The following is a 25118-nucleotide window of genomic DNA, read 5'->3' as shown; positions in this document are numbered from 1 at the left end:
TACACGCCTATTTAGCGATGTTCAATGTTACTTTCTTGCACATGCGCGCCAGCCGTTCGGCGAACAGCGCCTGTCCCGCCGCATCGCCGACCAGATCCTGCCGCATCTCGATCCCGACATAGAGAATGCCTTCACCCTCGGCATGGCGGTTCATCGTCGCGTTGAGCAGCTTGCCCGAATAGGGCTGCTGATCGCCGACGGTCATCCCCTCGGCCTCCAACGCGGCAATCGCGGTAGCCGCGAGCCGGTCGTCGTCATTATAGAGCACCCCGACATGCCACGGCCGCGCCTGATCGGGGTGGCTCGCCAGCGACGGCGTGAAGCTGTGCAACGACAGGATCATCGCCGGGCGATGCGCCGCGATCGTCGCGGCGATATGGTCATGATAGGGCCGGAAAAAGCGCGCGAGCCGCGCCTCGCGCGCGGCTTCATCGAGTGCGTTGCCCGGAACCGCATGTCCGTCGCTCGCAATCGGCAGCACCCCCGGCGCCGCTTCCTCGCGGTTACAATCGACGACGAGCCGCGACACGCCGCCAAGGATCGCGGCGTCGACCGCGCCGCTTTCGACCAGCAGCGCTGCGACCTCGGCAACCCCGATGTCGATCGCGATATGGTTCGCCAGCAGCGCAGCATCGATGCCAAGGTCGATGTCGTCCGGAACAAACGCCGAGGCATGATCGGCGATCAGCAAAATGCCGCCGGCGCGCGCGCCGCCGAGCTGGCGCCACGCCTCGCTCATCGCAGCGCCCCCGCCATCAGCCACCAGCCCGGATGTTTCTCCGCAAGGATGGCCGCCGCCGCGTCGCGGTCGGCGGCGGCGTCGAACAGCGCGAAACAGGTCGCGCCCGACCCCGACATGCGGAACAGCCACGGCCTGAGCCCACCCAGCTCGGTCAGGACATCGGCCACCGCCGGGCACCCTGCGGTCGCCGGGCGCTGCAGATCGTTGCGCCCCGCGAACAGCTGCGCCCGCAGATCGGCGCCGGTGAACAGCGGCCCGCGATCGATCCCGTCCCATGCCGCAAAGACCGGCCCCGTCGCGACCGGCTGCCGCGGATTGACCAGCAGCACCGGCGTCGCCGCCAGCCGCAATTCGGGAACCGCGCTCAATTGCTCGCCGACGCCGAGACCGAGGCACGTTGCGCTCGCGACGCACGCGGCGATGTCGGCGCCGAGCGGCCCGACGAGCCGCGCGAGTTGCTCGTCGCCCAGTTCGGGCAGGAAATGCCGCCGCACCAGCCGCGCCATCGCCGCGGCATCGGCCGAACCGCCGCCGATCCCCGCCGCCACCGGCAATTTCTTCGTCAGCGTCACCGCGAGCGCTGGCACCCGGTCGGCGCCATAGCGGCTGCGCAGCAGCGTCAGCACCTGCATCACCAGATTGTCGCCGCCCGTGCTCAGCCCCTCGGCGAACTCGCCGTCGATCGCCAGGCTGTCGGTATCGGCAAATTCGGCCTCGATGGCATCGCCGTCGTCGACGAAAGCGAAAAGCGTCTCGATGTCATGATAGCCGTCCGCGCGCCGTCCGCGGACATGCAGCGCGAGGTTGATCTTCGCCCAGCCGGTGTCGCGATAGGCGGTCACGGCGCGGTGTTGGCGGGGGTCAGCCCGTCGCGCAGCTTCGCTTCCAGCCGCGTCGCCATCTCGGCCTCCGCGAGCAGCGCGGCGGCGCGCCAATTATATCGCGCCTGGAACTTCTGCCCCGCCTGCCAATAGGCATCGCCGAGATGCTCGACGATCACCGCATTGTCGGGTTCGCCGCGCTGTGCCTTTTCAAGCATCGTCACGGCATCGTCGGCGCTGCCGGTCAGGAAATAGGCCCAGCCGAGCGAGTCCGTGATGCTCGCATTCTGCGGCTCCTGTGCCCATGCCGCCTCGATCCGCGCCAGCGATTGCTTCACATCCTTGCGCCGCTCGAGCGCCGAATAGCCGGCGAAGTTCAATATGCTCGCATCGTCGGGACGCAGCTTTACCGCCTTTTCCATCAAAGGCTCGGCTGCATCCCAGTCGCCGGCCTGCAACAAAAGCTCGGCGCGGGCGATCAGCAAGGTGCCGCGTAGCGACCGGTCGCCTTCATCGTCGCCGAGCGCGGCGTCGAGGCGCTCATAAGCACGCGCGGTCGCCTTCGGATCGTCCGCTCGCCGCGCAATATCGGCAAGTCGCACCAGCAGGCTGCGCGGAGGTTTATCGTCGGCCGCGGCGGACTCGGCCAGCTTCGCTGCCCCCGGCAGGTCGCCGGCGTCGGCCATCAGCTCAGCGCGCCGCATCGCGAGCACCGGCGGCAGCACGGTGCGCCCGGTGCCGAGCAGCGCCATCGCCTCGGCTTGCTGCCCATTGCGGTCGAGCGCCTCGACCAGCGTCGCGCGAACCGCCCAATCCTGATCGTTCAGCCAGTGCGCGGCGCGCGCGAACAACAAAGGCACTTTCGAGCCGCCATTCGGCGTGCGCGCGAGGCCATCGGCGAGCAGCCCGAGCCACTGCGCCGCACCGGCGCGCGGAGTCGAAACGGGCTGGTCGGGCAGCAACAGCATCGGATCCTCGCGCTGCCCCGATGCAAGCGCGATGCGGCCGCGCAGCCGTTCGGCTGCGCCGCGCTCGCCCGCTTTGTCGAGCGTCGCCGCGAGCCGAAGGCCGACGAGCTGGCTCGTCCGATCGGTGAGCGTGATGCCGTCGGTCAGCGTCGCCGCCTCGCCCGCGCGCTGCGTCGCGATCTGCACCAGCGCGACCTGGAGCGACAGCGCAGGTTCGGGACGCGTCTGGCCCGCTGCAGCAAGCAGATGGCGTTCGGGCAGTTTCTCGCGCGCGCCGACGTCGATCCAGGCGTTGATCGTCGGCAGGATCAGCCGCGCGATCGTGTCGGCCCCCGCCTTGGCGTTGCGCCCTGCCATATATTCGCGCGCGGCCTTCCAGTCCGAGCGGCGCATTGCGTCGACCATCAGCACCAGCTGGGCATCGAAACGGCGGTCGCCAGCGGTCCACAGCCGGAGCGCCGCCGCGCGCGCAGAGGCCAAGTCACCCGCCTGGATCGCCTGTTCGAGCATCCGGCCGCGCACTCCCGGCAGCTCGGGCGCGAGGCTCGACACAGCGGTGAGCGCCGACAGCGCCGCCGCAGGCTCGCCACCTTCCTCCGCCAGCCGCGCCCGTACCAATGCGTTCAGTGCTGCGCCGCCGTCGTCCGCGGCCTGCGCGGGCAAAGCCACCGCAAGCGCGCCGACGGCCAACAGGAAACGCACGGGGTTACATGTTCGGATAATTGGGGCCTCCGCCGCCTTCGGGGGTGACCCAGTTGATATTCTGGGTCGGGTCCTTGATGTCGCACGTCTTGCAATGGACGCAATTCTGGGCGTTGATCACGAATTTGGGATCGCCCTCGGCCTCGCCGACGATCTCATAGACGCCCGCCGGGCAATAGCGTTGCGCGGGCTCGTCATAGAGCGGCAAATTATAGGCCACCGGGATCGACGGATCCTTGAGCTGCAAATGGACCGGCTGGTCCTCCTCGTGATTGGTGTTCGAAACGAACACCGAAGAGAGACGGTCAAAGGTCAGCACGCCGTCGGGTTTCGGATAATCGGGTTTCGGCATGATGTCGGCCCGGTACAGGCTCTCATTGTCCGGATGATGCTTCATCGTGAACGGCATTTTGATCTTCAGCGTCTCGGCCCACATCGTAATTCCCGACAGGATCGTGCCGGCGAGGTCGCCCCATTTCTCGACGAGCGGCAGGACGTTGCGGACAACACTCAGTTCCTTCTTCACCCAGCTGTCGTCATAGGCCGCCTGATAGGCGTCGAGCGTGTCGCCGCCACGCCCCGCGGTCACCGCGGCAAAGGCCGCTTCGGCCGCCATCATCCCCGATTTCATCGCGGTATGCGTGCCCTTGATGCGCGGGACGTTGAGGAAACCCGCGCTGTCGCCGATCAGCGCGCCGCCGGGGAACGCGAGCTTGGGCACCGACTGATACCCACCGTCGCTGATCGCGCGCGCGCCATAGGACACGCGCTTGCCGCCTTTCAGGATCGCGGCGATCGCAGGATGCGTCTTCCACTTCTGCATCTCCTGGAACGGGGAGATGTGCGGATTGCGATAATTGAGCCAGGTCACGAAACCCAGCGCAACCTGCCCGTTCGCCTGATGATAGAGGAAACCGCCGCCATTGGCGTTTTCGTCGAGCGGCCAGCCCTGCGTATGGATGACCCGGCCGGCGGCGTGGTTCTCGGGCTTGATGTCCCAGAGTTCCTTGACGCCAAGGCCATAGACCTGCGGCTCGCAATCGGCGTCGAGCGCAAACTGCGGCTTGAGCATCTTGGTCAGATGCCCGCGCACGCCTTCGCCGAAAAAGGTATATTTGGCATGGAGTTCAAGCCCTGGGGCATAGTCCGCCTTGTGGCTGCCGTCGCGCGCGACGCCCATGTCGCCGGTCGCGACACCCTTTACCGAGCCGTCTTCATTATAGAGGATTTCCGCCGCCGGAAAGCCGGGAAAGATTTCGACCCCCAGCCCCTCGGCCTGTTCGGCGAGCCAGCGGCAGAGGTTGCCAAGGCTGCCGGTATAGGTGCCCTCGTTGTGCATGAAGGGCGGGGTGATGAATTCGGGCATGCCGAACTTTTTGGTCTTGGTCAGCACCCAATGCTGGTTGTCGTTCACCGGCACCTCGGCGAGCGGGCAGCCCTGTGTCCGCCAATCGGGCAAAAGCTCGTCGAGCGACTTCGGATCGATCACGGCCCCCGACAGGATATGCGCGCCGACCTCGGACCCTTTTTCGAGGATACAGACCGACAATTCGCTGCCGGCGTCATTCGCCAATTGCTTCAATCGGATCGCCGCCGAAAGCCCCGCCGGACCCGCACCGACGATGACCACGTCATAGGGCATCGATTCCCGTTCGCTCACCGCAATAACCTTTCTGCCGTCCCCGCGCCGACGTTCATCGCGTCGGGCGCTCATTCTGTCACGAATTGCGATGCCCGCCAATTGACGGGTCCGTCAACCACCTGTTTGGTGTAAATCGATGGGTGGGACTTATTCAGCCTTGCTGGCGGAAAGCACGTGCGACTGGTGGTCGCTTGCGGGCGTTGACGCGCTTGTCGGTGAGCAGCCGGCGGGCTGGCTTGTGTTGCCTCCCGCAAATGACGCTGCTGCCGCCAAACCGAAACAGGCGGCCATCGCCGAACCCGAGCAGCCACCGCTGCCCGCCGCACTGCAGCGTCAGGAAGCGCCAAAAGCGCCGGAACCAAAGGCCCCTGCGGTCTTCCCCGACGATTGGAATGATTTTCAGCACTGGCTCGCGACAAGCGACGATGTACCCGGCAGCCAATGGGATGCGCGCCGGGTGCTGCCGACCGGGCAGACCGAAGCGCCGCTGATGCTGCTCACCGCCTGGCCCGAAATCGACGACCAGCGCGACGGAAACCTGTTTTCGGGTTCGGCAGGCCAATTGCTCGATGCGATGCTGCAGGCGATCGGCCTCGCGCGCGGCGATTGCTATGTCGCCAGCCTCGCCGTGACCCGCCCTGCTGGCGGCCGCTGCGACGGCGAAGAGGCGGCGGAGCTCGAGCGGCTGCTTTGGCACCATTTGCGGCTCGCAAAACCCGGACGCCTTCTCCTCATCGGCGGCGACATCGTCCGCATGGCGGCTCAGACGACGCTTCCCGACGCCCGCGGAAAGTTACTCAATATTAACCAAGATGGCGGCAAGGTGGAGGCGGTGGCTGTGGCGCATCCCGCGATGCTGCTGGCCCGGCCCGCCCAGAAGGCGGCCGCCTGGGATAGCCTGAAACTGTTCAACCGGGGACGTTGACAGATGCAGAAGATGACCAAGACCTTCATTTCATGTGCGGTTCTCGCCGCTGCCTTCGCCGCGTCACCGGTCCTGGCTGCCGATGCCGGCGACCGCGACCTCGTAACCGCGCCGCAGACGGTGCCCAACATATTGTCGTCGAAGCAGAAGCAGCTCTACACACAGGTGCTCACCGCGATCCGCGGCCAGCGCTGGGCCGATGCCAAATCATTGCTCGACGGCGCAGACAACGGTGCGCTCACCGATTTCCTGCGCGCCGAACTGCTGACAGCACCGAACAGCCCGCGCGCCGAAGTCGCCGACATCATGCCGATCCTCTCGCGCTCGCCTTACCTGCCGCAGGCCGAACAGCTTGGCCGGCTTGCGACGAAGCGCGGTGCGACCGACCTGCCGACGCTGCCCTACCAGTCGCGGCTCGCCTGGGCCGGCAGCGCCCCGCGCCGCCTCGGCGCCGACGCGGTCAGCGGCGACCCCGCCGCCGCCATGCTCGCCAGCACGATTCCCGAACGGATCAAGAATGACGACCCGGCAGGCGCCGAAGCGCTGCTCAACGCCGCTGCCGATCGGTTGACCCCCGAGGCGCGCGACGAATGGCGGCAAAAGGTCGCCTGGTCCTATTATATCGAAAATGACGACGCCAACGCGCTGCGCCTCGCCAACGACTGCAGCGCGGGCAGCGGTGCCTGGTCGACGCAGGGCGCGTGGGTAAAGGGTCTCGCCGCGTGGCGCACCCGCGACTATCGCACCGCGCTGACCGCTTTCGACCGCGTCGCGAAGGAAGCGCCCGACAGCGAACTGCGCGCCGCGGCGCATTATTGGGCCGCGCGCGCCGCGATCGCGGCCGGCGAGCCTGCATCGGTGCAGACACGCCTGCGCGCCGCCGCCGCCAACGAGGAAACCTTCTACGGCCTGCTCGCCGCCGAAACGCTCGGCGTCGAGCCGAACCGCCAGCGCGAGAATGTCCGCGCCGACCGCAGCGCGTGGCGTGCGCTCGAAGACCTGCCCAACGTCCGCGCCGCGATGGCGCTCGCCGAGATTGGCGAGGATAAATATGCAGGCGCGCTGCTGCGTCACCAGGCGCTGATCGGCGACGCCCGGCAGCACGAACAATTGCTCGCGATCGCCGGCACGCTCAACCTGCCCGAAGTCCAGCTTTACCTCGCGCATAACACGCCGCAGGGGCGCAAGCCCGCCGCGCAGACCCGCTATCCGCAGCCCAAATGGGAGCCCAATGGCGGGTGGAAGGTCGACCCGGCGCTGGTCTTTGCCCACACGCTGCAGGAATCGCGCTTCCAGCGCACCGTCGTCAGTCCCGCGGGTGCCTTTGGCCTGATGCAGGTCCGCCCCGGCACCGCGCGCGACGTCGCGCGCTGGCGCGGCGACCTCGGGACGGGCGACCTGCGCATCCCCGCTGTCAACATGGATATGGGGCAGAGCTATCTGCAGTATCTCAGCAAGGATCCCTCGACCGGCGGCCTGCTGCCCAAGGTGATCGCCGCCTATAACGCCGGCCCCGCCCCCGTCGCGCGCTGGCAGTCCGAAATCCGCGATAATGGCGATCCGCTGCTCTATATGGAATCGATCCCCTATTGGGAAACGCGCGGTTATGTCGGCATCGTGCTGCGCAATTACTGGATGTACGAGGCGCAACAGGGCAAGCCCTCGGTCAGCCGCGCCGCGCTGGCGCAGGGCAAATGGCCGCGCTTTCCCGACGGCAAGGACCGGACGCGCCTGTCCTATGCCGGCGATCTCGCGAATGCCGATTGACGAAAGCCTTGTCTTCAAGCCCGTCCGTATCGCGGTCCTGACGATTTCGGACAGCCGCAGCGCGGCCGAGGACCGGTCGGGCGACAAGCTCGTGGAACTGCTCACCGGCGCGGGCCATATCCTCGCCGCGCGCGCGATCATCAAGGACGAGACGGCGCTGATCGTCTCGCGCCTCCACAACTGGATCGACGATCCGGAGGTCGATGTCGTCATCACCACCGGCGGCACCGGCCTGACGGGCCGCGACGTGACGCCCGAGGCTCTCCACCGCCTCGACGGCAAGGACATCCCCGGCTTCGGTGAGCTGTTCCGCTGGCTTAGCTACCAGACGATCGGCACCTCGACGATCCAGTCGCGCGCCTGCGCGGTCGTCGCGCGAGGCACCTATATCTTCGCGCTGCCCGGCTCGACCGGCGCGGTGACCGACGCGTGGGAGGGCATTTTGTCGACCCAGCTCGACAGCCGGCACAAGCCCTGCAATTTTGTGGAGCTGATGCCGCGGCTGATGGAATAGTGAACGGAAAACTCCACGTCGCCCCCGCGAAGGCGGGGGCCGCTGGAGATGTAGCGCAAGGCCGATAGCGGCCCCCGCCTTCGCGGGGGCGACGAATATGTTCTTTATTTGTTCTCGCCGGAAGCGTAGTCTCCGCCGATGGAATCATCCAAGCCCCTGCCACCGATTTCGGGACGCGGCGCGCCGACCAATCTACGCCCAACCCGCACCGGATCGGCCGAGCGCGTCCTCGATGGCGACTGGCTCGATGCCGTCGAGGACGTCGATGGCGACGCCCCGCCGTTGCGCACGACGGTCACGGTCGAGCACCCCAAGACCATCATTTCGCGCAATAAATCGCCCGACATCGGCTTCGACCGCTCGATCAACCCGTATCGCGGCTGCGAGCATGGCTGCATCTATTGCTTTGCACGCCCGACCCACGCCTTCCACGACCTGTCGCCCGGCCTCGATTTCGAAAGCAGGCTCTTCGCCAAACCCGACGCGGCAAAGCTGCTCCGCGCCGAATTGGCGAAGCGCGGCTATTCCGCGGCCCCGATCGCGATCGGCACCAACACCGACGGTTATCAGCCGATCGAACGCGAGTGGGGTATCACCCGATCGATCATCGAGGTGCTCGCCGAAACGCGGCACCCGCTGATCATCACCACCAAGTCCGACCGGGTGTTGCGCGACATCGACCTGCTCGCCGACATGGCGCGCGACAATCTGGTCGGGGTCGCGGTGTCGGTCACCACACTCGACCCCAAGGTTGCGCGCACGCTCGAACCGCGCGCGCCGCACCCGCGCCGCCGGCTGGCCGCGATACGCAAGCTGATCGACGCCGGCGTACCGACGCAGGTCAATATCTCGCCGATCATCCCCGCGATCACCGATCACGAGATCGAGGCGATCATGGCCGCCGCCGCCGAAGCCGGCGCGATCCGCGCCTCGTACATCTTGATGCGCCTGCCCTACGAGGTCGCGCCGCTCTTCCGCGCCTGGCTCGCCGCGCATTATCCCGACCGCGCCGACAAGGTGATGCACATGGTGCAGGACATTCGCGGCGGGCGCGACAACGACCCCAATTTCTTCACGCGCATGAAGGGCCACGGCGTCTGGCCGCAGCTGATCCGAACCCGCGTCAAGCGCGCGGCGCGCGAGCACGGCATGGACAGGAGTTTCCCGCCGATTCGCAGCGACCTGTTCAGGCCACCCGAGAGGGATGGGCAGATTGAGATGTTTTGAGTGCAAGCAACACATGCCGTTTGTCCTGAGGAGGGGCTGAGCGAAGTCGAAGCCCCGTCTCGAAGGACCAAGCGCCGCGCCAGCGTCCTTCGAGACGCCATTTCGACAAGCTCAATGGCTCCTCAGGACAAACGCATAAATTGGATCACGCAGCCGCCAGCGACTTCAGCTTATAGTCCTTATAATCGTCGCGGATCTGGCGCTTCAATATCTTGCCCGTCGCCGTATGCGGCAGTTCATCGACAAAGACGATCTCGTCGGGCAGCCACCATTTGGCCACCTTGTCTTTCAGATAGTCGACGATCGCCGCCTCACTCGCCTCGGCGCCCGGCTTTTTGACGATCAGCAGGATCGGCCGCTCGTCCCATTTGGGGTGATAGACCCCCACCGCCGCGGCTTCCTGCACCCCCGGCGCGCCCACCGCGGCATTTTCGAGCTCGATCGAACTGATCCACTCGCCGCCCGACTTGATCACATCCTTGGCGCGGTCGGTGATCTGCATGACCCCGTCGGGGTGCAGCACCGCGACGTCGCCGGTGTCGAACCAGCCGTCCGCATCGGCGGCGTCGGTGTCGGCCTTGAAATAGCGCTGGATGATCCACGGCCCGCGGCATTGCAGCCGCCCGCTCGTCACCCCGTCGCGCGGCAGCACATTGTCCTCATCGTCGACGATGCGCAGCTCGACGCCAAAGGGCGGGCAGCCCTGCCGGCAGACAACGTCGACCTGTTCGTCGAAGCTCAGCGCGTCCCAGTTCCACGGGCGCTTGCCCATCGTCCCGATCGGGCTGGTTTCGGTCATCCCCCACGCGTGACCGACGACGATCCCCGCTTTCATGAACCGCTCGATCATCGCGCGCGGCGCCGCCGATCCGCCGATGATCACGCGTTCCAGCTTGCCATAACCGATGCCCGTCGCATCCATATGCGCGAACATCGCGATCCAGACGGTCGGGACGCCGGCGCTGTGGGTGACACCCTCGTCCTGCATCAGGTCGCACAGGACCTGCGCGTCGTTGGTTGCCGAGAACACCAGCTTTGCGCCCACCGTCGCCGCTGCAAAGGGCACGCCCCAGCTGTTGGCATGGAACATCGGCACGATCGGCAGGATCACGCTGCGGTTCGACAGGCCGAACACGTCGGGCTGGATCTCGGTGATCGCGTGGATGACGTTCGAACGATGCTCGTAGAGCACGCCTTTGGGATTTCCGGTCGTCCCGCTCGTATAGCAAAGCCCCACCGGGTCGCGCTCATCGAGCGCCACCCATTCGAAGCTGCCATCCTCGGCGTCGACAAGATCGCGATACGATAGATAGCCGTCGCGCGCCGGCGCATCGAACAGCACAAAATGTTCGACCGTCGGCAATTGGGGGCGCAGCCGCTCGACGATCGGCAGGAACATCGCGTCGAACAGCAGCACGCGGTCGTCGGCATGGTTGATGATATAGATGAGCTGTTCGTCGAACAGCCGCGGGTTCACGGTGTGCAGCACCCCGCCCATGCCCGCGCTGCCGTACCAGCTGACGAGATGATGGCCGTGGTTCATCGCCAGCGTCGCGATGCGGTCGCCCTTCTGCATTCCCAACCGCGTCATCGCCGCGGCAAAGCGGCGCGCATCATGCCCCACATCGCCCCAGGTCGTTCGCGTCAGGCGGCCGTCGGCCCAGCGCGACACGATCTCGCGTCCCGCATGCTCGCGCGCGGCATGGTCGATCAGGCTGGTGACCAGAAGCGGCTGGCCCTGCATTCCGTACATCAGGCATTCCTCTCTTTTGTTTGCCCTAGGGATAAGGCGAGGAATGCGTTTTGCGCAAGCGTCAACGGGATCAGCGCGCGCGAAAGTCCTTGGGTGTAAACAGCGACAGCGCGGCTTCGCCGATCCCCGGCACCATTTCCAGCCGCGCGACGACGTCGGGGCCGAGGGCAAAGCCGCGGCCGAGGCTGACGCGGAGTTCGTCGCCGGTGTCCGGATCTTCGGTCAGAATGAAGACGCGGCCACGCGCATCGTCGCGGCGATCGAGCAGGCGCGCCATTTCCTCGATCGCGCCCGGCAACGCGACGCGGCACGTCAGCTCCAGCGCGGCGGTCGCGGCTATCTCGGCCAGCGGCTGCGCGCCGCGGACGGTGACGCGCGGCGTCTCCTCGCCTTCGAGCAGGTCGAGCTCGACGGCGAGGATCGCGCAGCCGCCATCGGCCGCGAGCGCTTCCAATATCTTGCTCGCCTGTTCGTCGAAACAGCTCGACTGGAACTGGCCGCTGCGGTCCGAGAGCGTCAGGTTGAGGAAACGATTGCCGCGCTGCGACACGCGTGGCCGTGCGCTTTCGACCATTCCCGCCATCGTCATCGGGATACGCGTTCCCGGCGTCATCTCGACATTGGTGCAGATGTCGCCATAGGTTCGCGCGCCGCGCGCCGCGACGATCGCCTCATATTGTTCGACCGGGTGCGCCGAGAAATAGAAACCGAAAGCTTCCTTCTCGCGCGTCATGCGCTCGGCGAGCGTCCAGGGTTCGGCCGCGGGCAGCTGCAGCATCGGCGCAACGTCGATGTCGCCGCCAAACAAACCACCCTGCCCCGTCGAACGCTCGTGCGCCGAGGCATTGGCGCAGGCGAGCAGGCTTTCGGCGCCAGCATAGGCGCGCGGCCGTTCGGGTTCGACGCCGTCGAACGCCCCTGCCCCCGCCAGCGCCTCGATCTGGCGCCGATTGAGCAGTTTCGGGTCGATGCGCGCGGCAAAATCGTCGAGGCTGGCGAAATCGCCGCGATCGCGCCGTTCTTCGACAAGCGCCTCCATCGCGCGTTCGCCGACACCCTTCAGCGCGCCGAGCGCATAGCGTACCGCGAGACCTCCACCGCTTTCGCCGACCGAGAAATCGGCTTCGCTTTCGTTGATCGACGGCGGTGCAACGACAATGTCCAGCCGCCGCATATCGTCGATAAAGATCGACAATTTGTCGGTCTGGTGGCTGTCGAACGACATTGACGCCGCAAAAAACTCATGGCTGTGATACGCTTTCAGCCATGCCGTCTGATAGGCGAGCAGCGCATAGGCGGCGGCGTGGCTCTTGTTGAAACCATAGCCCGCGAATTTGTCGATCAAGTCGAACAGCTCGTTCGCCTTCTTCGCGTCGATCTTGTTGTGCTCGGCGCAGCCCGCGACGAACGTCTCGCGCTGCGCATCCATCTCGGCCTGGATCTTCTTGCCCATCGCGCGGCGCAAAAGGTCGGCGCCGCCGAGACTGTAGCCAGCCAGGATCTGCGCCGCCTGCATCACCTGTTCCTGATAGACGAAGATGCCGTATGTTTCGGCGAGGATGCCCTCGAGCAAAGGATGCGGATAGGCGATCGCCTCGCGCCCGTTCTTGCGCGCGCCGAACAGCGGAATATTGTCCATCGGCCCCGGGCGATAAAGCGCGACGAGCGCGATGATGTCGCCGAAATTGGTCGGTTTCACCGCCGACAGCGTGCGCCGCATCCCTTCGGATTCGAGCTGGAACACCCCGACCGTCTCGCCGCGCTGGAGCAGTTCATAAACCTTGGGCGTCGCATCCGAGTCTTCCCACGGCAGCGCGTCGAGATCGACGTCGATCCCGCGCAGCGCGAGCAGGCGCTTGGCCTCCTTCAGTACCGACAATGTCTTCAGGCCGAGAAAGTCGAATTTCACGAGGCCCGCGCTCTCGACATATTTCATGTCGAACTGCGTCACCGGCATGTCCGAGCGCGGATCGCGATAGAGCGGGACGAGCTGGTCGAGCGGGCGGTCGCCGATGACCACGCCCGCGGCGTGGGTCGAACTGTGGCGCGGCAGGCCTTCCAATTGGCGCGCCATGTCGAACAGGCGGCGCACCCCGTCGTCCTGCTTATATTCGGTCATCAGCTCGCTGACACCATTGAGCGCGCGTTCGAGCGTCCACGGATCGGTCGGATGGTTGGGCACCAGCTTGGCGAGCCGGTCGACCTGGCCATAGCTCATCTGGAGAACGCGCCCGGTGTCCTTGAGCACCGCGCGGGCCTTCAGCTTACCGAAGGTGATGATCTGCGCGACGGTATCGCGGCCGTATTTCTCCTGCACATAGCGGATCACTTCGCCGCGCCGCGTTTCGCAGAAGTCGATGTCGAAGTCGGGCATCGACACGCGTTCGGGGTTGAGGAAGCGTTCGAACAGCAGGCCGAGCTTGAGCGGATCCAGGTCGGTGATCGTCAGCGCCCACGCGACCACGCTGCCTGCACCCGAACCGCGCCCCGGGCCCACCGGAATATCATGCGCCTTCGCCCATTTGATGAAGTCGGCGACGATCAGGAAGTAGCCGGGAAAGCCCATCTGCGTGATGACCCCGACCTCGAAGTCGAGCCGCTCGACATAGGTCTGGCGCTCTTCGTCGGTGAGGTCAGGATAATGGGCGAGCCGTGCATCGAGCCCGTCGCGCGCGTCCTGCGCGAGCTGCGCCGCCTCGCCCTCGCGGTCGCCGGCAAGGCTCGGCAGGATCGGGTCGCGCTTGGGCGCCATGAAGGCGCAGCGCTGCGCAATGACGAGCGTATTGCGCATCGCCTCGGGCAAGTCCGAAAACGCATCCTCCATCGCCTCGGCGGGCTTCAGCCAGGCTTCGGGGCTCGAAACGCGCCGGTCCTCGCTTTCGACATAGGCCGACTGCGCGATACACAGCATCGCGTCGTGCGCGGGATGGAATTGCGGTTCGACGAAGCTTGCGGGGTTGGTCGCCACCAGCGGCAGGGCGCGCACATAGGCCATGTCGATCAGCGCCTTTTCGGCCGCCATCTCGGTCGCATCGCCGCGCCGCGCCAGCTCGATATAGAGCCGTCCCGCAAACAGCGCTTCCAATTGCTCGACATAATCATCGGCCGCGGTCTTCTGTTCGCCCGCGAGCAAGCGCGCCAGCGCACCCTCGCCCCCGCCGGTCAGGCAGATCAGCCCGTCGGTCTTGCCCGCCAGGTCGGACAGCGTGACATGCGGGTCCTGCTCGATCGGCCGATCAAGATGCGCCGCCGACACGAGCGCGCAGAGATTCCCATATCCGGCCTCATCCTGCGCATAAAGCGCGAGCCAGTCGATCAGCGGTGCCCCATTGGCCATCCGTTGCCCCGGCCGCGCAACGCTGAGCAGCGCACCGACGACCGGCTGCACCCCCGCGGCCTTGCACGCCTCGCCGAACGCCATTGCACCGTAAAGCCCGTTGCGGTCGCAGATCGCGATCGCGGGAAACCCGCGGTCGCGCGCGGCTTTCGCAATCGCCTTGGGCTCGATCGCCCCTTCCAGCATTGTGTAGCTGGAAAAGACGCGCAGGGGGGCAAAGGGGCTGTAGGCCATCAGATGACGCTACAGTGACAGCGGTGATTCTGCCAAGGCTTAACCCAGCAGTTCCTCAATCTCTTTGCGGAGTTGCTCGGGCTTGGTCGTCGGCGCGTGGCGCGACACGACCTTGCCGTCGCGGCCGACGAGGAATTTGGTGAAATTCCACTTGATCCCGCTGCCGAGCAGACCGGTCTGTTCCTTCTTCAGATGCTTGAAAATCGGATCGGCGCCGTCGCCATTGACCTCGATCTTCGCCATCACCGGAAAGCTGACATCATAGGTCAGCGAACAGAAATTCGCGATTTCCGCCGCATCGCCGGGCTCCTGCGCGCCGAACTGGTTGCACGGAAAGGCCAGTATCTCGAGCCCGCGATCCTTGTAATCGCGATAGAGCTCTTCGAGCCCCTCATATTGCGGGGTAAAGCCGCATTTCGACGCGGTGTTGACGATCAGCAGCACCTTGCCGCGATAATCCGCCATCGATTGCGTGCCGCCGCCGGGCAGCGGGGCCGCGAGATCGTAAAGTGCCATATTCCGTCCCCTACTGTTGGCGCGAGCCTACGCCTCTATCCGTCCGTCGTGCAAGCGCAGCACGCGGTCCATCCGCGCGGCGAGCCGTTCGTTGTGCGTCGCGACGAGTGCGGCCGAGCCATGATCGCGCACCAGCTTGACGAACTGATCGAACACGCGATCCGCCGTGGCCTCGTCGAGATTGCCCGTTGGCTCGTCGGCGAGCACCAGCAGCGGCCGGTTCGCGAGCGCGCGCGCCACCGCGACGCGCTGCTGCTCGCCGCCCGACAGCTTGCTTGGCTTGTGATGCAACCGCTCGCCCAGACCCAGCCGGCCGAGCAGGTCGGCGGCGCGTTCCTCAGCTTCGGCCTGCCCCGCGCCGCGGATCAGCTGCGGCAGGATGACATTCTCGATCGCGCTGAAATCGGGGAGCAAATGATGGAACTGGTAGACGAAGCCGATCTTCTCGCGCCGCGTCTTCGTCCGTTCGCCCTGATCATATTGCGTGACGTCATGGCCGTCGATGCTGATCGTTCCGTCGAACCCGCCTTCGAGCAGGCCGACCGCTTGGAGCATCGTCGATTTGCCCGACCCCGACGGCCCGAGCAGCGCGACGATTTCGCCGCGCTGCAAGTGCGCATCGACCCCGCGCAGCACGTCGATGGTCACATCGCCCTGCGTGAAGCTGCGCTTGAGCGCATGAAGTTCCAGAACCTTGTCACTCATAACGCAGGACCTGCACCGGATCGGTGTTCGCCGCCTTGAACGCCGGATAGAGCGTCGCGAGGAAACTGAAGACGATCGCCATCACCGCAATACCGGTGATCTCGAACGGGTCGGGCTTCGACGGCAATTCGGTGAGGAAGCGGATCGAGGGATCCCAGAGCGGCTGGCCGGTGATGAATTCGACCCCGCGCAGCACACCCTGCCGGAAATAGAGCAGCCCGAAACCGAACGCCATGCCCATGAGCGTGCCCGCGACGCCGATCGACACCCCGATCGTCATGAAGATGCGCAGCACCGCGTCGCGCGGTGCGCCCATCGTGCGCAGGATCGCCATGTCGCGCGTCTTGGCACGTACCAGCATGATCAGCGACGACACGATGTTGAACGCCGCAACGAGCACGATCAGCGACAGGATGACGAACATCGCAACGCGCTCGATCGACAATGCCTCGAACAGGCTGGAGTTCATCTGCCGCCAGTCCGAAATGACCGCCTGCGCTGCGACCTTTTCCTTGAGCGGCGCCAAGATGCTGTCGACATCGTCGGGGTCGGTGACCTTCACCTCGATCATCCCGATCTGGTCGCCGGATAGCAGCAACAGCTGCGCATCCTCCATCGGCATCACCACATACATTTTGTCGAAATCATAGACGCCGATTTCGAACACCGCGGTCACCCGGTAACTTATTTCGCGTGGCACCGTGCCGAACGGCGTCGGCCGCCCTTGCGGATTGATGATCGTCAGGTTCGACCCCACCGTCGCACCCAGGTTGCGCGCCAGCTCGCTGCCGAGCGCAACATTGCCCGAATTGGCGGTCAGCGTGCCGAGATTGCCCTGGAGCACCTTGCCGCCCAACGTCTGGTTGTTGCGGATGTCGGGCACGGTCATGCCGCGCACAAGGATACCCTCGACGCGCCCGCTGAAGGTGGCTAGCAGCGGCTGTTCGATCAGCGGGGTCGCCGACACGACACCTGGCGTCGCCTTTGCTTGCTTGAGCACATCGCGCCAGTCGTCGAGCCGCCCGCCAAAGCCCTGAACCACCGCGTGGCCGTTCAATCCGACGATCTTGTCGAACAGGTCGCTACGCACCCCGTTCATCACACTCATCACGATCACCAGCGCCGCGACGCCCAGCGTCACCGCGACGAAACTGAACGCCGCCGCGACGAAGATGAACCCTTCGCCGCGCTGCGGAAGCATATAGCGTTTGAAGATGGTGCGTTCGTAAGGACGCAGGATCATGGAACGGTGTGCCTTTGCGGCGCATGAGGAATGACACGCATGGCGCCGCTTTACGCAGCGCCGACAGTGCTGGCAATGGTCGCCGGACCGTCACAAGCTTGCGAATGATTCGCAAAATATGTTGCTCATAGGTCACAGCGCCCCGCAAAAGCGGGGCCAAGTGACCGCGAGAGGGTGACAAAGCCCCCCCGCAGTCCTAGCCCAGCAACTTCTGGTTCAACGCGGCCCAAAGGCCCGGCTCCAGGGAGTGCAAGCCTTTCGCCAGGCTTGCAACAAAGGGGGATGGCGAGTGTTCGTCACAGGCGCCCGGGTCTCGAAAACGAGGCCCGGGCGTTGTGATTCCGACACGAAGCGCCGCCCCCTTATCAACCTTCGTCATTCCCACGAAAGCGGGAACCCAGTTGTTCATGTGCAACGGTAGCTCGCTAGGTTCCCGCTTTCGCGGGAATGACGATGTGAGGAGATGGGGTTATCCCTCGCTCTCGCTAATATCCTCGAGCATATCGGTATCGAGCACACGCACCCGGCCCTGCTCGAGCGAAATCACGCCCGATTCCTCCCAGCTGCGCAACTGACGGTTGATATGCTCGCGGCTCATCCCAGCAAAATTGCCGAGCTCGGTCTGGCTGAGTTCGACGCGATGCGACGCTTCGACATCCTTGCGAATCAGCCGTTTGAGGTAGCGTGCGAGCCGCGGGCCCGAGGCATAGGCGCGATCGCTTTCGATCGTCTGGTCGGCGGTGCGCAGCCGCCGCGCCAGTTGCTGCATCAGCGACCAGGCAAAATCAGGATGGCTCGCGGCAAAGTCGCGCAGCGCGTTACGGCCAAGCTGAAGCGCGCCGCCGGCGCTCGTCGCAATCACCGAGGCGGTGCGTTCGCCGCCATCGAGCAAGGCGATCTCGCCTAGCACCGCGCCGGGTTCGGCATAGGCGAGCACGATTTCGCGGCCACCCGCGGTCAGCATCGACACGCGCGCCGTGCCTTCGGTCAGGATGAGCAAGCTGTCGCCCGTATCGCCCTGGCTCAGCAATTCCTTGCCCTTGGCGAAATTGACCTGGACCGCGCGCCCCGCGATGTCGGCCCAATCCTGGATCGAAAGGCCCGAAAAAATGCTGTCGGGGCCCTGCAACTCGGCGAGTCTTGCGTGATCCATGCCCCTAAACCCCTTTTTCGCGGGCCAGCCCTAGACCAGCCGGCTCTGCTTCACCGCCGCTTCGATAAAGCCCGCGAACAAGGGATGCGGGTCGAAGGGCTTCGACTTGAGTTCCGGATGGAACTGCACGCCGATAAACCACGGATGATCCGGCCGCTCAACGATTTCCGGCAACATGCCGTCGGGCGACATGCCCGAAAAGACCAGCCCGCCCTTTTCCAGCCGATCGCGATAGGCGCCGTTGACCTCGTAGCGGTGGCGGTGGCGCTCGCTGATCTCGTTCGCGCCATAGACGGCCGCGACATGGCTGTTCGGCGACAGCTTCGCTTCATAGGCGCCGAGCCGCATCGTGCCGCCCATATCGGTGTTGGCGCCGCGCTTCTGCAGCCCTTCGGCGCTCATCCATTCGGTGATCAGCCCGACGACGGGCTCGTCGGTCTGGCCGAACTCGGTGCTCGATGCGGATTCGATGCCGCTCGTGTTCCGCGCGCCCTCGATGCACGCCATTTGCATGCCAAGGCAGATGCCGAAGAAGGGCACGTTGCGTTCGCGCGCGAAACGCACGCTCGAAATCTTGCCTTCGGACCCGCGCTCACCGAACCCGCCGGGCACCAGAATGCCGTGCAATGGTTCCAGATTGGCGGCCAGATCCTCGTCACGCTCGAACATTTCGGCGTCGAGCCAGCGGATATTGACCTTGACCCGGTGCGCCATGCCGCCGTGGACCAGCGCCTCGTTCAGCGACTTATACGCATCGGGAAGCGAGACATATTTGCCGACGACACCGATCGTCACCTCGCCCTCGGGATGCTGCTTGCGGTCCATGATGTCGTACCAGCGCGACAGGTCGGGCGCGGGCGCGTCATGGATGCCGAATGCGTGCAGGACTTCGCTGTCCAGCCCCTCGCCATGATATTGGACCGGCACCGAATAGATGCTGTCGGCGTCGAGCGCGGGGATCACCGCTTCCTTGCGGACGTTGCAGAATTGCGCGATTTTTGCGCGCTCGCTCTCGGGCAGCGGCTTTTCGCAGCGGCAGAGCAATATGTCGGGCTGGACGCCGAGCGACGCGAGTTCGCGCACGCTGTGCTGCGTCGGCTTGGTCTTCAGCTCGCCCGCGGCGGCGATATAGGGCACCAGCGTGACATGGACCGAGATCGCGTTTTCGCGCCCGACCTCGTTCTTGAGCTGACGGATCGCCTCGATGAACGGCAGCGATTCGATGTCGCCGACGGTGCCGCCGATCTCGCACAGCACGAAATCGAGGTCGTCGATCTCGGCGCGCGCGAAGGCCTTGATCTCGTCGGTGACGTGCGGAATGACCTGCACCGTCGCGCCCAGATAGTCGCCGCGGCGCTCCTTGGTGATGATGTCGCGATAGATACGGCCCGAGGTCACATTGTCGCTCTGCCGCGCCGCAACGCCGGTAAAACGTTCATAATGGCCGAGGTCGAGGTCGGTTTCGGCCCCGTCATCGGTCACATAGACCTCGCCATGCTGATAGGGCGACATCGTCCCCGGATCGACATTCAGATAGGGATCGAATTTCCGGATGCGAACGCGGAAACCCCGCGCCTGCAACAGAGCCGCAAGGCTAGCCGCCATCAAACCTTTGCCAAGGGAGGAGACCACGCCGCCGGTGATAAAAATGAACCGCGCCATGGGAGGAAAGACTTACTCAACAGGAGGGGGACGGCGCAACCCGTCGAATCGCTTCCGGCGGAAAATAATTCCGCCGGGCGGGTTACAGGCGGAGGCCGAAGCCCCCGCTACTTTTCAAGCTTATTTCTTGGCGGGAGGCGCCTGTGTGCCTTGCGCCGGGGCCGGAGCGGCCTCCTGCGTCGCCGCCGCAGCGGCGGCGGCGAGCGGATCGTCGCTCGCCGGGGCGGGCGCCGCGTTGGCGGGCGCGCCCTGCACCGGCTGCGCCGTGCCGGTCAGCGGCGAGGAGCCGCCGGTCTGCGGCTGCGCCGTCTTCGACAGCGAGGTGTCGATCGTCGAACCGCTACGGCCGACCGAGGCCATCGCCGCGAGCACGATCGACAGGCCGACAAACAGCGTCGCGAGGATCGTCGTCGCCCGGGTCATGAAATCCGCCGCACCGCGCGCCGACAACAGGCCCGCGGGGCTGCCGCCGACACCCAGGCCGCCACCTTCCGACTTCTGCATCAGGATGACGCCGATCATCACCGCGGCGACGAGCGCCTGGACGACGAGTACGAAGGTGAACAGATTGGACATCAGAATTTCCCGAACTTGCGCGGCCTCACACGGACCGCGCCCGCGGCGCACATAGAGACGATGGCGCTGCGCTTCAACCCATACGTCGCCTCGAGAGGCCGTTGGGAATGATGATGAACTCTAACCGCAAGCAGTTCGGTCAACCCAACGCTGCCGCAGCCGCGACAATCGGCATAAACTTGGCCGCCGTCAGGCTCGCGCCCCCGACCAGCGCGCCGTCGACGTCGCCCGCGTCGAGCAGCTCCGCGGCATTGTCGCCATTCACCGACCCGCCATATAGAATGCGCATATCCTCCGCCGCGCCGCCGAAACGCGCCGCGAGCGCCCGCCGGATCGCACCGTGCATCGCGGCGACATCGACGACCGTGGGCACGAGCCCGGTGCCGATCGCCCAGATCGGTTCATAGGCGATGGCCAGCCGGTGCGCATCGAAGCTCTCCGGCACCGATCCCGCAATCTGCGCCAGGACATAGTCGATCGCCCCGCCCGATTCGCGAACCGCGCGCGGCTCGCCGACGCACAGGATCACCGACAGCCCCGCCGTCAGCCCCGCCTCGGCCTTGGCCCGCACATCGGCATCGCTTTCGCTGAACCCTTCGCGCCGCTCGCTATGCCCGACGATCACCAGGCTCGCGCCGATGTCGGCGAGCATCGGTGCCGCGACCGATCCGGTGAAGGCGCCCGATGTAGCGCTATGGCAGTCCTGCCCTCCGACCGCCGAGCCCGGCGCGGCGGCAACCATCGCGCCGACCAGCGTGAAGGGCGGGCAGATCGCGACATCGACCGCCGAATGGTCTTCAGCCCCGGCAAAAATCGCCTGCGCGTCGGCGAGCGCCGCCGACAGGCCGTTCATTTTCCAGTTGCCGACCACATATTTGCGCCGTGCCATTGCCGCGTCTCTCCCGCTATTCAAACGATGCGCGTCCCCTAGCGGCGAGCGGGGAAGATAGGCAAGCCGCGTCGCTCGGCGCGAAAAGCCCCTTTCCCGCCTTGATGCGGTGCCGCCACGCCTCTAAAGCAGCGCGCAACCGCGCATCCTCGCACCCTGCCGAAAGAACGCCCGTTCCATGATTACTGCCATTCGCGCCATGTTTTCCTCGACGATCGGCAAGTTCCTCGCCCTCGCCTTCGTCGTCCTCGTCGGGCTCGCCTTTGCGCTGAGCGATGTGACTGGCAATTCCAGCTTTGGCGGGATCGGGGGCGCCAATGTCGCCAAGGTCGGCAGCGAGGAAATCGGCGTCGGCGAGCTGCGCGATCGCGTCCGTCAGGCGTATAACCAGGCGCGGCAGAACCAGCCGGGGATGACGATGGCCGCCTTCGTCGAATCGGGTGGTCTCGACCAGGTGCTGAACCAGCTGGTCGAAGGCCGCGCGTTCGACCAGTTCGCGACCGACATGGGTTTCGGCGTTAGCAAGCGGCTGCTCGACGGCCGCATCGCCGACATCCCCGCCTTTGCCGGCGTGTCGGGAACCTTCGACCAGACCCGTTTCGAAAGCTTCCTGCGCGAAAATGGCATGACCGAAACCCAGCTTCGCGCAGACCTTCGTCAGCAGCTTTTGATCGAACAGCTTGCCGCGCCGGTCGGGATGATGCCGCGCATCGCGCCAGGCATGGCGCAGCCCTACGCCGCCCTGCTGATGGAGCAGCGGCGCGGTCAGGCGACCTTCATTCCGGCCAGCCCCTTTGCCCCGACCGCCGATCCGGGCGATGCGACGCTGCGCACCTATCTGACGCAGAATGCCGCCAAATTCACCGTGCCCGAGCGCCGCGTCGTGCAATATGCGCTGTTCGATCGCGCCGCCGTCCCGGTTCCCGCCGTCACCGACGCCGAAATCGCCAAGGTTTATAAGGACAATGCGGCGCGCTATGCCGCTAGCGAGACGCGCCGCTTTTCGCAGGTGATCGTCCCCGACCAGGCGACGGCGAACAGCCTTGCCGCCAAGGTCCGTGGCGGCACCTCGCTCGCCGCCGCCGCGCAGGCCGCGGGCTTGTCGGCTTCGACCACCGGCGACCTCACCCAGTCGGCCTATGCTGCGACGGCCAGCGCCGCCGCCGCCAAGACCGCTTTTGCCGCCAAGCGCGGCGACCTCGTCGGCCCGACGCAGACCGGCCTTGGCTGGAGCGTCGCGCGGGTCGAGGATGTGACCGCGCGCCCGGCGCAAAGCCTCGCCGACGCCAGCGCCGAAATCCGCACCGAACTTGCCAAGAACAAGGCGAACGAGGCGATCGTCGATTATTATAACGCGATCCAGGACGCCGTGAACGGCGGAGCATCGGTCGAGGAAGTCGCCGCCGACCGCAAGCTCCAGCTCCAGACGACCCCGGCGCTGTTGCCTAGCGGCCGCGTTCCCGGCCAGCCCGCTTTCACGCTCGCGCCCGAACTCGCGCCGCTGGTCAGCCAGGCCTTCCAGGCAGCCGGCGAAGGCGAAGGCCATATCGCGACGCTCGTCGAAAATGAAAAATTCGCCGTCTATTCGGTGAAATCGATCATCGCCGCGGCGCCGCCGCCTTTCGCTCAGATTCGCGGTGACCTGCTCAGCGAATGGCGCTTTGCGCAGGGCCAGAAAGTCGCCCGCGACAAGGCCCGCGCGATCGCCAAGGCGGTCGAGGGCGGCAAGAGCCTTGCCGATGCCGTCGCCGCCGCTGGCCCGAACATCGGCAATGCGCAAACGATTGGCGGCCGCCGCGCCGAACTCGGCGCCAATGGCCAGCCCGTTCCGCCCGAACTCGCGCTGCTCTTCTCGATGGCCAAGGGTAGCGTGAAGACGCTCGAAATCCCCGGCAATCGCGGCTGGATGGTGATCGCGCTGACCGACGTCGCGCGCCCCGATCCGAAGTCGATCGAACCGCAGCGCGTCGCCGCCATCGCGCAGCCGCTCGCGCCGGCATTCGGCAGCGAACTCGTCGAACAGCTTGCCGCCGAGGCGAAGCGCCGCGTCGGGGTGACGATCAACAAGACCCTCGTCGACCAGCTGCGCCGCGAGCTGACCGGCACCGCGCCGGTCGCCGAATAGGCGGCAGGTGACGCTGGAAGGCAAAGCCGCAGCGCTCGAGGCGCTGGCCGGGGGGCGCGGCGCGGTCGTCTGGCAGCGGCTGATCGCCGATATCGAAACCCCGGTATCGGCGGCGCTCAAGCTGATCGAGCCGGGGCGCGGCGACTGGGTGCTCGAATCGGTCGAAAGCGGCGAGACGCGTGGGCGCTACAGCCTGATCGGGCTCGACCCCGACCTGATGTTCGAGGTCACCGGCGACGCCGCGCGGATCAATCGCGACTGGCGGCACGACCGCGATGCTTTCGAGCCTTTGCCCGCTCCGGCGCTCCAGGCGCTTCGCGATCTCGTCGCCGAATGTCGCTTCGACGTCCCCGAGGGGCTGCCCAAGGCGCTCGCGACGCTCGTCGGCTTCTTCGCCTATGAAACGATCGGCCTTGTCGAACGCATCCCGCGCGCGCCGGGCGCGGGACTCGGCCTGCCCGACATGATATTCGTGCGCCCGACGACGATCCTCGTGTTCGACCGCCTCGCCGACGAACTGTTCCTGATCGCGCCGATCTGGCCCGACCCCGATGGCGCCATCGACCGCATGATCGAAGCGGCACAGGACCGGCTCGATACCATCGCCGCGCGCCTGTCGAGCGTCAGCGCCCACGCCGACCGCGCCGCGACCGAGGCGCTGCCCGCCGACATCGGACCAAATGCCGCGACGACGCCTGCGCAGTTCGCGGCGATGGTCGCAGCGGCAAAGGATTATATCGCCGCGGGCGACATCTTCCAGGTCGTGCTGTCACAGCGCTTTTCGACGCCGTTCGACCTGCCGCCGTTCGACCTGTATCGCGCGCTCAGGCGGATCAACCCCTCGCCCTTCCTCTATTTCCTCGACCTGCCCGGCTTCGCGCTGATCGGCTCGTCGCCCGAAATCCTCGTCCGGGTCCGCGATGGCGAGATCACGATCCGCCCGATCGCCGGTACGCGCCCGCGCGGCCGCACGAGTGCCGAGGATGTCGAGAACCGCGAATCGCTGCTCGCCGACCCCAAGGAGCGCGCCGAACATCTGATGCTGCTCGACCTCGGCCGCAACGATGTCGGGCGTGCCGCCATCGGGGGCTCGGTGACCGTCACCGACAGCTATACGGTCGAATTCTACAGCCATGTCATGCACATCGTGTCGAACGTCATCGGCCGCATCGCGCCCGACAAGGACGCGATCGACGCGCTGTTCGCGGGCTTCCCGGCAGGCACCGTCAGCGGCGCGCCCAAGGTCCGCGCGTGCCAGATCATCGCCGAACTCGAAGCCGATGCGCGCGGGCCCTACGCCGGCGGCGTCGGCTATTTCGCGCCCGACGGCAATATGGACAGCTGCATCGTGCTGCGCACCGCGATCGTCAAGGACGGCGAGATGCACGTCCAGGCAGGCGCCGGCATCGTCGCCGACAGCGATCCCGCCTATGAACAGCGCGAATGCGAAGCCAAGGCGGGCGCGCTCTTCGCCGCCGCGCGCGAAGCCGTGCGGCTGGCGGGCACGCCGGGTTATGGGCAGTAACTGACCTCAGGACAACCACTTTCGTCATTCCCGCGAAAGTGGGAACCCAGCCCGCAACGGTAGCTCGCTGGGTTCTCGCTTTCGCGGGAATG

The 25118-nt window shown here is 65.9% G+C and carries 19 protein-coding genes; 6 read left to right on the top strand and 13 right to left on the bottom strand.

Annotation, left to right across the window (positions count from 1 at the left end; all coding sequences use genetic code 11):
- Nucleotides 1-7 precede the first annotated feature (7 nt).
- The 4 genes from V6M50_RS09630 to V6M50_RS09615 are packed head-to-tail and all read right to left on the bottom strand — an operon-like array spanning nucleotide 8 to nucleotide 4893.
- Nucleotides 8-739 carry an N-formylglutamate amidohydrolase gene (locus V6M50_RS09630; protein ID WP_332818341.1) on the bottom strand — a complete coding sequence of 244 codons (732 nt, stop codon included), beginning with the start codon at nucleotides 737-739 and terminating at the stop codon, nucleotides 8-10.
- On the bottom strand, nucleotides 736-1584 hold the full coding sequence (locus tag V6M50_RS09625) for a 4-(cytidine 5'-diphospho)-2-C-methyl-D-erythritol kinase (protein ID WP_332818340.1): 849 nt from the start codon (nucleotides 1582-1584) through the stop codon (nucleotides 736-738). The genes V6M50_RS09630 and V6M50_RS09625 overlap by 4 nt, the downstream gene beginning before the upstream one ends.
- Nucleotides 1581-3233: a tetratricopeptide repeat protein gene (locus V6M50_RS09620; RefSeq protein WP_332818339.1), complete on the bottom strand. Its 1653-nt coding sequence runs from the start codon at nucleotides 3231-3233 to the stop codon at nucleotides 1581-1583. The genes V6M50_RS09625 and V6M50_RS09620 overlap by 4 nt, the downstream gene beginning before the upstream one ends.
- Nucleotides 3234-3237: 4 nt before the next feature.
- A complete protein-coding gene (locus tag V6M50_RS09615) occupies nucleotides 3238-4893 on the bottom strand; it encodes an electron transfer flavoprotein-ubiquinone oxidoreductase (RefSeq protein ID WP_332818338.1) in 1656 nt (551 codons plus the stop codon).
- A 139-nt stretch (nucleotides 4894-5032) separates the two neighbouring features.
- Between V6M50_RS09615 and V6M50_RS09610 the strand changes: the two genes are divergently transcribed.
- The 4 genes from V6M50_RS09610 (at nucleotide 5033) to V6M50_RS09595 (ending at nucleotide 9308) form a co-directional block, all read left to right on the top strand.
- Nucleotides 5033-5800 carry a uracil-DNA glycosylase family protein gene (locus V6M50_RS09610; RefSeq protein WP_332818337.1) on the top strand — a complete coding sequence of 256 codons (768 nt, stop codon included), beginning with the start codon at nucleotides 5033-5035 and terminating at the stop codon, nucleotides 5798-5800.
- 3 nt (nucleotides 5801-5803) lie between these two features.
- Nucleotides 5804-7567 carry a lytic transglycosylase domain-containing protein gene (locus tag V6M50_RS09605; protein WP_332818336.1) on the top strand — a complete coding sequence of 588 codons (1764 nt, stop codon included), beginning with the start codon at nucleotides 5804-5806 and terminating at the stop codon, nucleotides 7565-7567.
- On the top strand, nucleotides 7557-8081 hold the full coding sequence (gene moaB, locus V6M50_RS09600) for a molybdenum cofactor biosynthesis protein B (protein ID WP_332818335.1): 525 nt from the start codon (nucleotides 7557-7559) through the stop codon (nucleotides 8079-8081). Before V6M50_RS09605 ends, moaB begins: the two co-directional genes overlap by 11 nt.
- Nucleotides 8082-8219: 138 nt before the next feature.
- Nucleotides 8220-9308: a PA0069 family radical SAM protein gene (locus tag V6M50_RS09595; protein WP_332818334.1), complete on the top strand. Its 1089-nt coding sequence runs from the start codon at nucleotides 8220-8222 to the stop codon at nucleotides 9306-9308.
- Between the two features lie 145 nt (nucleotides 9309-9453).
- Here the strand turns inward: V6M50_RS09595 and V6M50_RS09590 are convergent, their stop codons facing one another.
- The 9 genes from V6M50_RS09590 to tpiA form a co-directional block, all read right to left on the bottom strand.
- On the bottom strand, nucleotides 9454-11052 hold the full coding sequence (locus V6M50_RS09590; protein WP_332818650.1) for a long-chain fatty acid--CoA ligase: 1599 nt from the start codon (nucleotides 11050-11052) through the stop codon (nucleotides 9454-9456).
- A 79-nt stretch (nucleotides 11053-11131) separates the two neighbouring features.
- Complete coding sequence (gene dnaE, locus V6M50_RS09585; protein ID WP_332818333.1) at nucleotides 11132-14632, bottom strand: DNA polymerase III subunit alpha; 3501 nt, start codon at nucleotides 14630-14632, stop codon at nucleotides 11132-11134.
- A gap of 39 nt (nucleotides 14633-14671) precedes the next feature.
- Nucleotides 14672-15148 carry a glutathione peroxidase gene (locus tag V6M50_RS09580; protein ID WP_332818332.1) on the bottom strand — a complete coding sequence of 159 codons (477 nt, stop codon included), beginning with the start codon at nucleotides 15146-15148 and terminating at the stop codon, nucleotides 14672-14674.
- Nucleotides 15149-15175: 27 nt separating this feature from the next.
- On the bottom strand, nucleotides 15176-15853 hold the full coding sequence (locus tag V6M50_RS09575; RefSeq protein ID WP_332818331.1) for an ABC transporter ATP-binding protein: 678 nt from the start codon (nucleotides 15851-15853) through the stop codon (nucleotides 15176-15178).
- Nucleotides 15846-17096, bottom strand: coding sequence for a lipoprotein-releasing ABC transporter permease subunit (locus tag V6M50_RS09570; RefSeq protein ID WP_332818330.1), 1251 nt, complete (start codon nucleotides 17094-17096; stop codon nucleotides 15846-15848). The genes V6M50_RS09575 and V6M50_RS09570 overlap by 8 nt, the downstream gene beginning before the upstream one ends.
- Nucleotides 17097-17565: 469 nt before the next feature.
- Nucleotides 17566-18249: a Crp/Fnr family transcriptional regulator gene (locus V6M50_RS09565; RefSeq protein ID WP_332818329.1), complete on the bottom strand. Its 684-nt coding sequence runs from the start codon at nucleotides 18247-18249 to the stop codon at nucleotides 17566-17568.
- A 30-nt stretch (nucleotides 18250-18279) separates the two neighbouring features.
- Nucleotides 18280-19911 (bottom strand): CTP synthase, encoded by a 1632-nt coding sequence (locus tag V6M50_RS09560; protein ID WP_332818328.1) that lies wholly within the window; start codon nucleotides 19909-19911, stop codon nucleotides 18280-18282.
- A gap of 120 nt (nucleotides 19912-20031) precedes the next feature.
- Nucleotides 20032-20478, bottom strand: coding sequence for a preprotein translocase subunit SecG (secG, locus tag V6M50_RS09555; protein ID WP_332818649.1), 447 nt, complete (start codon nucleotides 20476-20478; stop codon nucleotides 20032-20034).
- Between the two features lie 148 nt (nucleotides 20479-20626).
- Nucleotides 20627-21376 (bottom strand): triose-phosphate isomerase, encoded by a 750-nt coding sequence (tpiA, locus tag V6M50_RS09550; protein ID WP_332818327.1) that lies wholly within the window; start codon nucleotides 21374-21376, stop codon nucleotides 20627-20629.
- Between the two features lie 178 nt (nucleotides 21377-21554).
- Between tpiA and V6M50_RS09545 the strand changes: the two genes are divergently transcribed.
- Both V6M50_RS09545 and V6M50_RS09540 read left to right on the top strand, forming a co-directional pair.
- The gene (locus V6M50_RS09545; protein ID WP_332818326.1) at nucleotides 21555-23501 is read left to right on the top strand and encodes a SurA N-terminal domain-containing protein; all 1947 of its coding nucleotides are present in this window, start codon (nucleotides 21555-21557) and stop codon (nucleotides 23499-23501) included.
- Between the two features lie 7 nt (nucleotides 23502-23508).
- The gene (locus V6M50_RS09540; protein ID WP_332818325.1) at nucleotides 23509-25026 is read left to right on the top strand and encodes an anthranilate synthase component I family protein; all 1518 of its coding nucleotides are present in this window, start codon (nucleotides 23509-23511) and stop codon (nucleotides 25024-25026) included.
- Nucleotides 25027-25118: the final 92 nt, after the last annotated feature.

This window comes from Sphingopyxis sp., assembly GCF_036675685.1.
Lineage (GTDB): Bacteria > Pseudomonadota > Alphaproteobacteria > Sphingomonadales > Sphingomonadaceae > Sphingopyxis.
The sequence above is the reverse complement of the archived record's forward strand: the minus strand, read 5'-3'. Positions and strand labels throughout refer to the sequence as shown.